The sequence below is a fragment of the Thalassospira sp. UBA848 genome, assembly GCF_002295455.1.
Lineage (GTDB): Bacteria > Pseudomonadota > Alphaproteobacteria > Rhodospirillales > Thalassospiraceae > Thalassospira.
On record NZ_DBGS01000061.1, the window covers coordinates 25,887 to 39,072 of the forward strand.

General features: G+C 53.6%; 10 protein-coding genes. 3 read left to right on the top strand and 7 right to left on the bottom strand.

All coding sequences use genetic code 11. The features are described from left to right. Positions 1-9: 9 nt before the first annotated feature. The 3 genes from B2R48_RS08290 to B2R48_RS08300 are packed head-to-tail and all read right to left on the bottom strand — an operon-like array spanning position 10 to position 5,027. Positions 10-1,413 (bottom strand): DUF2336 domain-containing protein, encoded by a 1,404-nt coding sequence (locus B2R48_RS08290; protein ID WP_296999344.1) that lies wholly within the window; start codon positions 1,411-1,413, stop codon positions 10-12. A gap of 12 nt (positions 1,414-1,425) precedes the next feature. Beyond that, entirely contained in the window at positions 1,426-3,162 is a 1,737-nt protein-coding gene (locus B2R48_RS08295) for a sensor domain-containing diguanylate cyclase (protein ID WP_296999345.1), read from the bottom strand. Further along, positions 3,159-5,027: an EAL domain-containing protein gene (locus B2R48_RS08300; RefSeq protein ID WP_296999346.1), complete on the bottom strand. Its 1,869-nt coding sequence runs from the start codon at positions 5,025-5,027 to the stop codon at positions 3,159-3,161. Before B2R48_RS08300 ends, B2R48_RS08295 begins: the two co-directional genes overlap by 4 nt. 342 nt (positions 5,028-5,369) lie before the next feature. On the opposite strand from B2R48_RS08300, the gene B2R48_RS08305 reads away from it, so the two are divergent. Then, positions 5,370-6,749 (top strand): flavin monoamine oxidase family protein, encoded by a 1,380-nt coding sequence (locus tag B2R48_RS08305; protein WP_296999347.1) that lies wholly within the window; start codon positions 5,370-5,372, stop codon positions 6,747-6,749. Positions 6,750-6,779: 30 nt separating this feature from the next. Here the strand turns inward: B2R48_RS08305 and B2R48_RS08310 are convergent, their stop codons facing one another. Beyond that, positions 6,780-7,463, bottom strand: a complete 684-nt coding sequence (locus B2R48_RS08310; RefSeq protein WP_296999348.1) for a GGDEF domain-containing protein — start codon at positions 7,461-7,463, stop codon at positions 6,780-6,782. A gap of 194 nt (positions 7,464-7,657) precedes the next feature. Between B2R48_RS08310 and B2R48_RS08315 the strand changes: the two genes are divergently transcribed. Next, a complete protein-coding gene (locus B2R48_RS08315) occupies positions 7,658-7,939 on the top strand; it encodes a DUF5818 domain-containing protein (RefSeq protein ID WP_232310604.1) in 282 nt (93 codons plus the stop codon). A gap of 9 nt (positions 7,940-7,948) precedes the next feature. Here B2R48_RS08315 and B2R48_RS08320 read toward each other — a convergent pair whose 3' ends face one another. From B2R48_RS08320 to B2R48_RS08330, 3 genes are all read right to left on the bottom strand, one after another. After that, positions 7,949-8,617, bottom strand: coding sequence for an SPOR domain-containing protein (locus B2R48_RS08320; protein ID WP_296999349.1), 669 nt, complete (start codon positions 8,615-8,617; stop codon positions 7,949-7,951). An 83-nt stretch (positions 8,618-8,700) separates the two neighbouring features. Continuing rightward, complete coding sequence (locus tag B2R48_RS08325; RefSeq protein WP_296999350.1) at positions 8,701-11,085, bottom strand: Lon protease family protein; 2,385 nt, start codon at positions 11,083-11,085, stop codon at positions 8,701-8,703. 194 nt (positions 11,086-11,279) lie between these two features. After that, complete coding sequence (locus B2R48_RS08330) at positions 11,280-12,746, bottom strand: PLP-dependent aminotransferase family protein (RefSeq protein ID WP_296999351.1); 1,467 nt, start codon at positions 12,744-12,746, stop codon at positions 11,280-11,282. 79 nt (positions 12,747-12,825) lie between these two features. On the opposite strand from B2R48_RS08330, the gene B2R48_RS08335 reads away from it, so the two are divergent. Beyond that, positions 12,826-13,110, top strand: a complete 285-nt coding sequence (locus B2R48_RS08335; RefSeq protein ID WP_062955405.1) for a DUF1127 domain-containing protein — start codon at positions 12,826-12,828, stop codon at positions 13,108-13,110. Positions 13,111-13,186 lie beyond the last annotated feature (76 nt).

The following is a 13,186-nucleotide window of genomic DNA, read 5'->3' on the forward strand; positions in this document are numbered from 1 at the left end:
CAGCGGCAATCAACGAACGCCGCTGGTCGCCATGCCAGTGAAGAATTCAAGCTGCCAGTTCATGTCATCCTCGCTGAGCGGATATTGATTGCCGCTGCGCGGATTAAGGGTTTGACTGGGCGGAACATGGCCCAGTTTAACCTGAATCTTCACTGCAAGGTCGGCAGGAAGCCCTGCTTTCCATGCAAGCGAGACAACGCCTTTGGCGGAATGGGTGTTAAGGACCTTGGAAACCGCCTCTGGCGGGATACCGGCCAGAACCGCAAGTGACGCACGCGCGAACTTTACGTCATTGGCCGCCAGTGCTTTTGCCACTTCCTTATCGGTCAGTTTTTTCTTGGCATGCATCGCCAAGGCCTTGTCAAAGGCAGGTTCTTCTTCCTCTTCGTCGTCGTCAGCGACTACACCTTTTTTGTCAGACTTCTTTTCAGACTTCGGCTCTGGCTTGGCTGCAGTTTTGGACTTGTCCTTGTCAGCCTTGATCTTTTTTGCGTCGGTGGCGACGTCATCGCGCTTTTCGAATTCGCCAGAAGCGATCCTGCGCTGAACGACTTCGCGAACGGCGTCGAGCTGATCCTTTTTAAGGTCCTTGCGGCGTTCAAGAACACTGATCAGGTTTTCGGCAACAAATCGGGCCAGTTTTCCAGCGGCCGTCGGTGTCAGGGTCGGACGTTCGACCAGCGGTTCGTGCCATTCCGGATAGTCCGGGGCGCGATCAATTAATTGATCGAGTGTTTCTTCGCGGATTTGTGCCGACTTGTTGCCAAGTAGATGCGAAATTGCATCCTTGTCACTGCTTGCTGCAATTGCATCCGCCAGTTTTTCACCGACATTTCTCCGGCGCGAGACAAAGCTCAGAGCGCCGCGACCAGAACTGCCTTCAATGATTTCAAGAAGATCGTCTTCGGTCAGGACTGGGGAATACTGCAATACCGGGCCACAGACGACGCTCTCAGCGTCACGCGCCAGTTGCTGAATAATCGGTTGTGGGGCATCGGCAATGTCTTTGAGTGTCTCGGAAATCACCTGACGAACATGTACCGCCTGGTCACGCGCAAGCTTGTCCAGGGCGTCGTACGTCATCCGGCGCAGTTTGTCGGTTTCATTGGGCGTCAGCCCTGCCGACAGATGGGCAATTTTTTCGGCCAGACTGCCACGAACACTGTCGTCGCTGTCATCGGTCAGAAGGACATCGGCCTGAAGCGGTGTCGCTTGGTTGGCGGCGATGTGACGGCGCACCGAGGAATCCTGGTCAGAAGCCAGAAAATACAGGATTTCAGGGCGTGTATCATGCCGTTGTGCCAGCTTGCTGCGGACACCGGCATCCGGACTGGCAGCCATTTCCTTGGCTTCATCATAGGTGATTGGCGTTTCGCTACGCTTGGTAAATACCCGCTGCAAAAATCCCTTCATCGGGCATTCCTCCTAATTTTCGATTTTTGCCGGATCTTTTGACCCGGGTGCGGCAGCGATGCCAAAACGGCCTTTGCCGAGTTTCTTGACCTGATACATGGTCTGATCTGCGCGTTGCACAAGTTGCTCTAGCGTTTCTTGTGAGTCCGCCTCGTGTACGGCGATGCCCACAGATATACCTAGCGGGTGTTCGGCGTCACCGGAATACTTTGCAAGAACGGCGCTTTCTTTCATCAGCGTCTTGGCGCGTGTCGATGCAGCACTGATATCCGCACCTTCCAGCCACAGAACGAACTCGTCCCCCCCAAGTCGGGCCACAAGGTCGGCCGGGCGGACATTGTCGTGCAACACTTGCGTCAATGCGAGAATGGCATCGTCACCGGCCTGATGGCCATGGATATCATTGACGAGCTTGAAGTTGTCCATATCAACATACATCAGTGCCGCAGGCGCATTTTCGCGGCGAAGGCGGCTATGACGACGTTTGAGTTCCTCAAAGAATGCACGACGGTTCAAAAGACCGGTCATGCCATCGGTCCGTGAAAGGGTCAGAATGCGTTCATGCTGGATCGCCTGTTCGATGGCGATGCCAATCTGGTCGGATACCTCGATCATGATCGCCCGTTCACCGTCGCTCGGTTCCGGGTGATCGGCATCGAACATGAAGATCACCGCCCCGTTGTTACGCTGGTGATAATGGCAACGCAGCGCAACAATGCGAAACTCGCCAATCTGGGCGTCAAACATTTCTTCGGTGTCTTGCAGACGTTCCAGCGCCTGTTGTGCGATGTCGTTGGCAGACTTCTCTTCTTCGCCAGCGGCCTGTTCAAGTTCACCGGTTTCATCGTTGCGCTTGAAGATAATGCAGTAAGCGCATGCCAATGCGCGTGTGCAGGCTTCTGATGCGCCCTGCAGAACCATAAGCGGATCAATTTCATCTCGCATGGTGCGCACGATATAGGTCATGAGACGGTCACGGTTTCGGGCCGTTGCGACTTCGCTTTCGCGGCGGCGCTGCTCGGTAATGTCATGGGCAAGGCCACGGGTCCCGATCCAAACCCCATCGCGTGAGTAAACAGGCGTTGAAGAGACCGAAAGACATGCATCACGGCCGTTGGAACGCCTGAACCAAACCGGCACGTCACGGACGGCCTTTTGGCTTCTGAACACGTACTCACTGTCCTGGTCGGCTGTATCAAGCAGGAAATTGCCCGGGAAACGTCCGACAATGTCATCGGCACGATATCCAAGGGCACCACGCGGAGAGACAAAGATGAACTTGCCCGTTTCGTCCGTTTCCCATGCAAAGGCAGACGAAACCTCGACGATATCGCGATAACGCTGGCGCGAATCAATAAGCGCTTCGCGCAGGTTGCGATCCATGCTGACGTCTCGCGGCAGGATCATGACCTGATTTTTGGTCGTTGGCAGGGCGGTAAGTTCAAGTGTTGCCGTACCGCGCTGTACTTCAAAGGTCATCAGTTCAACGACGCCGCCCGGTGTCGTCAGCGCGCGTCGGATCAACTGATAGATTTCCGGGAAAAGGCCATCACGAATGCCATTGGCAAATCCAACGGCGTTTTTGTTGGCAAATAGCGGGACGCCCTGCGCATCCATCACGATCACCGGGGCTTCGGCCTCAGCCATGACCTTGGGATCAAGGGTGAAAACGTCGGCATCGTAGTCGGTGAGCTCGTCGGTCACATTCATATTCTTGTTTCGCGGATCAACAGAATGACGGGAAGTCATGCGCGTCCTCCTGTTGTGGTCGACGTGTTCTGGTCCTCAGCGGTCACAGTGCCAGATGACTCGGCAATATTGGTTTTGTGATAGTCATCCTCGCTGCCAATCGTGATTGGAGGACCAAGATGATATCCCTGACCATAGTCAATCCCCAGATCGCGTACGAGCTCGTAGCTGGACTGATCGTGGATCATCTCGGCGATCGTACAAATCCCCAGATCCCGACAGAGCAGGGCAGTTGCCTTCAGAAACGCACAACCCTTGGCGTTGGCAAGGGCGGTGCGCATTGCGCTGCCATCAAATTTGATAATGTCGACATCAAGTGCGCTGAGATATTCAAAGTTTGCAGCGCCAGCACCAAAGTCATCCAGGCAGATTGCGTGACCGCGTTTGCGCAACATCTGAAGCCCGTTATTCACATCGGTCAACCCACGGATGCGGGACGTCTCCGTGACTTCAAAAAGGATATCCTCCGACGCGATATCATAGCCATCCAGCAACGCAATCAAGGCAGGCATAAAACCGGCCTGTTCAAGTGAATGGCCCGAAAGGTTGACCGCGACGGGATAGGGAATGCAGTCGGGATTGTCACGCAAGTGGTCCAGAACCTTTTGGCACATCGCCAAATCAAACTCTGTGATCAGGCCGGTGCCCTCGGCGAAATGAATGATCTGATCCACAGCAAGTGGACTTTCGCCGATGTTGAAGCGTGCCAAGGCCTCAAAGTGATGCATCTCGCGACTGTCGAGGTGAACAATCGGTTGAAGTGCCACGGCAAAGGAGCCGTTTTCAACAATTTCACGGAAGGCACGCACTGATTTGAGTGTTTCGTTGATCAAATGAGGCAGGCTTGCCGACAAACGTGCTGCGGTTACATCGTTCTGCGCTTTGCGCTGCATGCGATTGAGCGCATAGGCTACAGCCCGTGTCAGGTTCGTGTCTCGGTCGCTCTCTGCATTCTCAGCATCGAAATGATGAATGTTTCGGGCACTTTCATAGTCATTGCCAAACAGATCTGCTGTCTTGGATCTATGACTGCTTTGGTCCTTGGAACCCGAATTATTGGTCAGTGAGGTCAGGGCATCAATGCCCTCGACCGACCGTGGTGCATCGATTTCCTCAAGATCAGCGCGCAAAGCACTGGCATAGGCGACAATCCGGCGTTCCAATTCGATCATTGGTTCGTCGACCGGATGAATCTTGCTGGGTTTTTTAGTGACCTGTTCGTCCTTGAGCACACTGGAATTGAATTGTTTGGCTCCAATGCCAATCAGTCGTGCCAGTTCGTTGGTCGCAGCTGTTTCAGCCTGCGAGCGCGAGGCAGCCAGATTTTCAAGCACAACCAGTGCTTCACTGTGATAGCTCATGGTTGAGATATCGCTTGTAGCGCCGGACTGGTTGGTCTCGGCACTCATATTTTGGCGAATGATTGCATTCTGTAAAATGATGCGGTCAATCCCCGACCGTGCGCGCGGGCGAATAGCGCGATGGCGGGCGGCAATGTAGTAGCGGCTTGATGGATCGGCGATCATATAACCGCTTAGAGACAGGGGAACGGGATCCTGAACCGGTCTTCCGTCTGATTCATAAAGTTGAAAGTCCAGATCCAGTTCTTCAAGGCGTTTCAAACCGGTGCCACTATGAAGATAGGCACGCAGTAACGGGCGTTCCGACTTTACAACGATTTTTTCGAACGCTTCGCCGATCAGACGGTCGGGCGTGCACCCCAGCAGGCTTTCCGTGGCGCCGGCAACAAACAGGATATAGCCGTTTTCATCGACCTCAAGAAGCATGTCAGCCCAGCAGAACGCCATTGCTGCCAGAAGATCCTGATCATTCGTTTCCGTCGAATAGCCGGTATTGTCTGTCATATGTGAACCGTCATCGTCAGCCGCCCGATTATTTCTCTAAGCCGCAGCTATATCTGTCTCTACTAAATAGCGATCTTACAAAGGAAATGAAGGATTTGCACTGGATATGGCAAAAAAAACATTCCGTATCCAGAAGATCATTTTTTTCCTAAAACACAATCACAGATGCATGGTCGTAAATCCACCCTTCGTATGGTTATCTGCCCCACTAACGATTAGGTGCCTAAAACATTAGGACTTGATGTTTTTGGTGTTGTTATATCAACTCTCAATAGGGCGCGGATGCTTGCGCTTTCCACTTTCTATCCAGATAACCTGCATAAACAGATCTGTGAGGTCACTGTGTTAAGCCGCAACATTAATCGCCGCCAGTTCATCAAATCCGTTTTGTTGACAAGTGGTGCCGTCGCTCTTGCTTCAAAGGTTGGCGTCAAAAACGCCCACGCATTGGAAAACGTTTCCGTGATTGTTGTTGGCGCAGGTATCGCCGGCCTTGGTGCGGCACATATGCTGCGCAAACATGGTGCAAAAGTCTCTGTGCTGGAGGCAAAAGACCATACCGGCGGGCGTCTTTTGACAGATTGGTCGATGGGCGCGCCGTTTGAAGTGGGGGCTGGCTGGATTCATGGACCATCCTCAGACAATCCCAGTAAACAACTGGCCGACGCGGTTAACGCCCAGTATGTCGTTACTGATGACGAAAACGCGGTTTATTTCGATCTTGATGGCTATGAGTATGACGATGATGAAGTTGAACGGATCGTCGATGCGTGGGAAGGGGTGTTGGACCACATTGACCGCACCTATGAAGTGAATGATCACCGTAGTCTTCTGCAGGCCATCAAGGATTATCGTCCAGCTTACCTTGAAGATCCGGGAATCATGTGGGCCTTTTCTGCGTTTACCGAGTTTTCAAAAGGCGGATCCATTGAAAAGCTCTCGGCCCCTCTGTTTAATTGGGACGAAGCTTTTGATGGTGCTGACGTCGTCGTAACGTCGGGCTATGACGAAATCCTGAAGCCTCTCAAGGAAGGCCTTGATATCAAGCTTTCCCATGTTGTGACATCCATTGATTACAGTGCTGACAAGGGGATTTCGATCACCACGGATCAAGGAACCTTCGAGGCGGACTATTGCATCTGCACGGTGCCGCTTGGTGTGCTCAAGGCCAACAAGGTTTCGTTTGAGCCTGAACTTCCCGGTGACTATCGGCAGTCCATCGAAAACCTTGGTTTCGGGAGTGTCACCAAGCTCGCCCTTAAATTCGAGGAGCCGTTCTGGGACATCGAAACGCAGTATTTCGGGATCACAACCGAGCCAAAGGGGCGCTGGAACTACTGGCTGAGCTACCGGACATTTTCTGATGAAAATATCTTGCTGGGATTAAGCGTCGGGGACTACGCGTTGAAAGCTGATCAAATGTCCGATGCAGAAATGGTCGAAGACGCACTTGCGGTGTTGCGGACTGTCTGGGAGGACGATGTCACTAAGCCGATTGACGTTCTGGCGACGCATTGGTCAACCGATCCGTACACGCTTGGAGCATATTCGTTCCCGCGGCCAGGTAATCGCAAATCCGATTTTGATGATCTTGGTGAACCCGTTGCAGACCGCCTGTTTCTTGCTGGTGAGCACACCATATTTGACTATGCCGGAACGACCCATGGTGCGTACATGACCGGTCTGCGTGCGGCAGAGTACATTATTGACGAAGAAGGCTAGGTCGCGTTCGGGCATGCCCTGATCGAACGGTCAGGCAGCGTTGTGTCCCGCTTTTTTGACTTCATCGGCGTCGCGGCGGCTGTGTTTTTGGTCGTACATCGCTTCATCTGCGGTGCGGATTAGTTCGCCAATGTCGCATTTGGCTTCATAGGATGCGTGACCAAAGCTTGCTTTGATCGGAAGTGCCTTGCCCTGCCAAATCAGGGGGAAGCGGGCGGTCGCATTTTGAAGCTGTGAGATGCGTTTGTTTGCAGCTGCCGGATCGCTGCCGGTCATTAGTATAGCAAATTCATCACCGCCGAAACGTGCGACAAAGTCATCGTAGCGAGTATGTGTTCGCAGGTTCTGGCCAAAATGGCGCAGAACGGCATCGCCTGCGGCATGACCGTGTTCATCGTTAATTTGCTTAAAACCATCCAGATCAGCAATCACCAGAATGCCGGCCTCGGCATTGCGGGTGGCGCGTGCAATGGCTTCGCGCATCCGGCGCATAAAGCCACGACGATTGTAAAGGCCGGTCAGTTCATCTGTTTCGACCATAAGTTCAAGCTGCTGGATGCGGCTTTGCTGCTGATCAAGGCGGGTTTGCATGTCACGTGCGAGATCAACCAATGTCGAAAGCGCACTGCGCTGTTTGCTATCGTCAGACTCTTCGGTTGCGCGATTGTTGATTGCTGTCTGATGTTGAAAATCAGCAGCAAGTTCGATCAACATATCTATTTGCGACTTTTGCATTGGTGATCTTGTTATCAATGACATCGAATGACGAAACCCGTAAAAGGAATGGAACCATTCTATCTTTCATGACGTTACAAGAACCTTAACGCGCTTACGTCGTATTTGTGACGAAGCAATGTCGTTTACGCAGAGGAGCACGACAGATGAACAGCCTATTTGGAGCCGGGATAATGCGAAAATTCGCTGTCGTTGGTGTCGTCCTGGCGTTGGCGGGGTGCTCGTTCCTTGAGAAGGAAAACTTTACTGTCGGTGGTGAAATCACGGACCAGGGACAGGAATGTGTTACATTCCGTGCCGATGATGGAACGCTTTATGCGCTTGCCAACAAGGCAAGCCATTTCCGACCGGGAGATAAAGTACGAATCACCGGGCGTTTGGCCTTGATGACGACCTGTACAGAGGCGACAACCCTGATTGTTGACAAGATTGTTCTGCTGGCACCGGGGGATTGATTTTAACGCCTAGCGGTCCGGCGCAAAACAATCAGTGCCGTCAGCTTTTAGCTGGCGGCATTGTTTTTGTGCGCTGGCGGCGTCTGCGAATCCCAGAAGTTGCAGGCGATGGTATGTGCCTTGGCTACCAAGATCGGCGGATATGATTTGTTTGTCGTGCGCCTTACTCAGTTTCGGGTAGCGGATGCTAAAACTGGCCCAATAGGTCTCAGCGGTAAAAGAATCGCGAAACGCGCCAAGCTGGATGAAATGACGGTTTTGATCTGCGGGCGCGGCTGTTTCCACCGGGTTCACGCTGTCAGAAGTCGATGTCACCGTGCGCTGTGTTGGCATGGCAGATGGCGTGGTGTTGACTGATGCCGTAGTCGGCGATGCAGGGCTGGAGACAGGCTTTGTTGCTGTTGGCGGCGCTTGACCGGTGATTGATCGATGATACTGGTCGGCCAACGACGGGATTTCTGTTTGTTCTGTTATGTTGGCACTCGTTGGTATTGTTCCGGGTAGAAGGCTGACGGGTTGGTTGCCAGTTGGAACGCTGGTTGCACGTGCTGGCAGATCGGTTGGGATCATGTCGATCCCCGTTTGCCCCATATCCGGGGATGGGGTTTGTGCCATTGCAGTTGATACCAGTGTAATGGCGTTCAACAACGCAATGGCGAGCCCAACGGTAAACCGCAAACCACCCCACGTTCTGCCAATGCCAAACGGTTGCGATGCGCTGACCGCTGTGTTCGGGCATTTGTGGGGTGGTTTGGGCATTCCTACATCTCCGTGCGCGGACCATACGCGTGACGCTCACGCAGTATCTGGTCATTGCTGCGCAGACGTTCCATGGCCTTGCCGTAGACGGTGTCAGATGCGTACTGTCCATCTGGGCGGTCGCCTGTTGCCATCCCGGTCAGAAGTTCAATCGCATCGTTTATGTGCTCAATCGTCCAGATGTTGAACTTGCCCTGACGAATGGCTTGAACAACTTCTTCACGCAGAACAACGTTTTCGGCATTGGCCAGGGGAATGATGACCCCCTGATCACCCGTAAAGCCCTGATCAGCACAAATGCGATAGAAACCTTCTATTTTGTGCGAAATGCCGCCGACCGGTTGCGCCTGGCCAAACTGGTTCATCGATCCCGTGATCCCGACATTCTGGCGCATCGGGATGTTTGAGACGGCCGAGACAATGGCGCACAGTTCCGCCATCGAGGCAGAGTCCCCCTCGATGCCGCCGTAATTCTGTTCAAAGGTGACGTTGCAGGCGAATGAAAGCGGGAAGTCCTGTGCAAAGCGGGACTTCAGGAAGCCCTCGATGATCATTACCGATTTTTGCTGCAAGGGGCCTGACATGTCGACCATGCGTTCGATATTGAGTACGCCCAGACTACCGACATAGGAACGCGCAGAAACGCGGGCCGGAAGACCAAAGGCATGATCACCATAATCAAGAACCGTCAGGGCATTGACCTGACCGATGACGGCGCCAAAACTGTCGATCAGGATCTCACGCCGTTGGACGCGCTCATGTGATCTGTCTTCAAGGCGTGAATTGCGGTGACGGCGTTCCTCGATTGCGCGTTTGACATCAGCAGCACGGATGGTTTCGCGGCCTTCGGCCTTGCTCAGGGCGCCGGCCTCGATTGCGACATCTTCGACCCGTTCGATTTGCGCTGTCAGTTTGTCGCGTTCCCCGGCCCAACGGGCCGCCTGACCAAGCAGTTGGCGGATGGCGCCGTTATCAACCGGGATACCGGAACGTGACAGGGCGGAGGCCCGCAACAACCCGGTATAGATCGAAATGTTACGACCTGCTGCTGGCATAACGGCATCAATATCGGCCTTGACGCGGAAGTGGTTTCGGAAATCCACATCAAGCGAGAAGAACGTGTAGTAGAATTTGGGGGCGCCGACGATCACGACCTTAAGATCAAGCGGGATCGGCCGGGGTTCCGGAGCGCCAGCAGTCGGTGCGCCGCCCTTGTGCGTTTCCTCAATCCGAATTTCGCGGTCACGCAAGGCTGCTTTTAAATAGCCCCAGCATTCTTCGTGTTCCAGCAGGCTTTCCGCACGCAGAACCAGAACGCCGCCATTCGCGCGGTGAAGCGCACCTGGTTTGATCAAGCTGAAATGCGGATGCATGCCGCCGCCAATTGGCCGGTACTGAATTTGCCCGAACAGGTTGTCGTAGCTTGGGCTTGGTTCAAGCACGACATCCGGATGATCATCACGCGAGTGATCAATCAACAAATTGACGGCATAGCGATCATCAACGGTTTCAGGAATTTTGCCATCGCCGCTTTCGATGGAGGGTTGATCGCTTGCTTCCTCGAACGCGTCGATATTATCCAGAATGTCTTTCTCAAGGGCCTCGAACCAGGCTTTAAGGCCCGGGCTCGTGAACTTGTCGCGCAGTTTCTTGATACGCGGCTTCAGGACAACCTTTGCCGCGCCGCGCCGCAGGCTATCAAGGGTATCGGCGATCTGTTCTTCGAGTTCGCGGGTCGACAGCAGTGTTTTTCGGGCTTCCTCGGCGACCTCTTCAAACGCGTCTTCGGCTTCGTTTCGGCGTTCCTTTGGTATTTCGTCAAGTGAGACCGGCTCGCCTTCGTCGTTCAGCGCGACGATCATGACGCCTTTTTCGTTTTCCTGAACATCAAGGCCACGTTCACGTGCATATTCGCGCAGCGCATCGAATTTTTCACGCAACTGGGCACGGGCTTCTTCAGTTTGGGTCTGTGTTTCGGTCAGGTGGGCCGGCGCATTAAAGGCAGATGAAAAGGCTTCGCGCAAATGGGAGATCAGCGTCTCCATTGCTGTGAGCAGCTTTTTGCCCTGACCAGCAGGAAGGGCATAGGGGCGGGGGCGATTTGTGCGCGAAAAATTGTTTAGATAAACCCAGTCATCGGGGGCTTCGCGCTCCTCCATGGCCTTGTTGAGGTAATCAAGCGTCGCGGTCATGCGACCGGCGCGATCCAGACCAAGCACGAAAATGTTAAACCCGGGCTCGGACATTGAAAGCCCGAATTTCAGAGCCTCGGCGGCGCGGTAATGAGACGAAAAATCGAATATTTTTGGTTGTTGGTCTTTATGAGGGCTGCGAATACGGAAATGCGGGAAACCACAATCATCTGCGTCAAGGCGGGAAACTGGCATCTGCTGACTTTCTGCTGCCCAAGATACAATATCAATCAGGGGATTTTTGCCCCTGCAGCATATCTTGGAAGCAACGCAATCATGCGGTCAAGCATTGCGTGCGGAAATTGTTGAAAAGCCAGCAGGAACCTTGTTCTGACCAAGGTGAGTGAAGGATTGGTAAGACGATGGATCCGAAATAAATAACGCCCAAACTAAATAACGACTGTATTGCCGAAATCGCTGCTTTTAAGCAATCTATCCACGATCTGAACGCCGCGCCGCAGTCGTTCCGGGGATCGTTCCGCGCCGAAACAAAGGCGTAAACCACGCGGGACATGACCAACAGAAAACTGTTGAGCGGCAGTAAGAAGCACACCGCTATTGGCGGCATTCATCACCAGTTCACCAGCTTCGATATGTTCGGGAAGTTCCAGCCAGATGTGGTAGTTGGTGGGGTGGAAGCGAATGTTATAGCCCTTGAGGGTGCCAAGAATGATGGCCAGACGCTGGGCGGCAGCTTCCCGGTGCCAGCCTTCGAACTGGGCAAGAGTGCCATCTTTGATCATGCGAACCACGAGCTCGAGATTGATGGTTGAAACCATCCAGCATGTCGAACGGATTGCACTGGCCAGCTTGCCGATCATTTCACCGGGGGCATGAATATATCCGACACGCAGGCCACCCCCGATGCTTTTGGATACACCATCCAGATAGATGCTGCGTTCCGGTGCAAAGCACGACAGTGGCGGCGGGGCGTCCGGGTCAAGAAAGTGGTAAATGCCGTCTTCGATCAATGTCAGATCATATTTGCGTAGGATTTCGGCTATCTCGATGCGGCGTTGCTGGCTCATGGTGCAGCACAGCGGATTATGCAGTGTGGGCATCAAATAGATGGCGCGCGGGCTTTGCGTTCGGCACAGATTTTCAAGTGCATCTGGCATGATGCCTTCTTCATCCATCGCGACGCCCCGCAGGCGGAATTGCAGAAGGTTGGCAAGACTGCGCAGGTTCGGATAGGTGAGTTCTTCACACAGAACAAGATCACCCGGGCGTACAGAAGCAAGCAATGAAACTGTCATGCCGTGCTGAACGCCAGCTGTTGGCAAAACCCGATCAGGATTGTCATCCAGACCCAATCGACCAGCCGCAAACGCCAATGCTTCGCGTTGGTGGGCTACGCCATATTCGGATTTATAGGACACCATGTCATCGGTGGTCATGGTGGTTGCGACTTCCATCAGGGTTTCACGAATGCGGCCCTCTTTTGGGGGGAGGGGGCAATTCATTCGGAAATTCACCGGCCCGGAATCTTCTGTATCGGTCGACCGAGAAGACTCTGACATCGGCGTGCTGGTGGCGCGTGCAAGCTGACTGAGGTTGTTGGTAAATGCCATCGGAATTGGGGCGGTAGCTGCCATATCAAGTTCCGACTGGATATTGTCGAGAACATAGGTTCCGCGACCGACCTCGCCAGCAACAAGCCCAAGCCGCTCCGCCTCGCGGTAGGAACGGGTGATTGTCCCGACCGTAACGCCCAGCTTATAGGCAAGATCACGATGGGTCGGCAGTCGGTCTCCCGGTTTCAGGGAGCCTTCTTTGACTGCGGTGCTAATGGCTTGTGCGATCTGTCGATAAACAGGGCCGCCAGCCTCGTCCAGTTTCGGGAACCATATTGTCATGGTGACAATGTTTAAATTGACACAATAATAATGTCAATGACAAAACAATATCGAGACAATTAACCGAAAGGAGATGGAAATGGTGAATTGTAACGATACAATCCAGATCCCTGGCATTCAGGCAAATAATCACAGTGCGGTATCCGGCAAACAGGACAAAAAGCCTGTGTCCTGGCGCATGGTGATCACCGGTATGCTGATCTCTGCGGTTGAATATCTTGCGGCGCGTCAAGCTCACGCACGTGACCGTCATGCTTTGCAACACCTTGATGACCGGATGCTTAAGGACATCGGTGTGACGCGTGCAGACATTGAACGGGAATTGGCCAAGCCGTTCCTGTCGGACTTCCCCCGGCGCGGCTAGCCACCGTCGCGCATGACGGAGGCACTTTGCTCCCATTGTGCCTCCGTTCGGTGGGGAAGTCCGACAGGAACGGCTT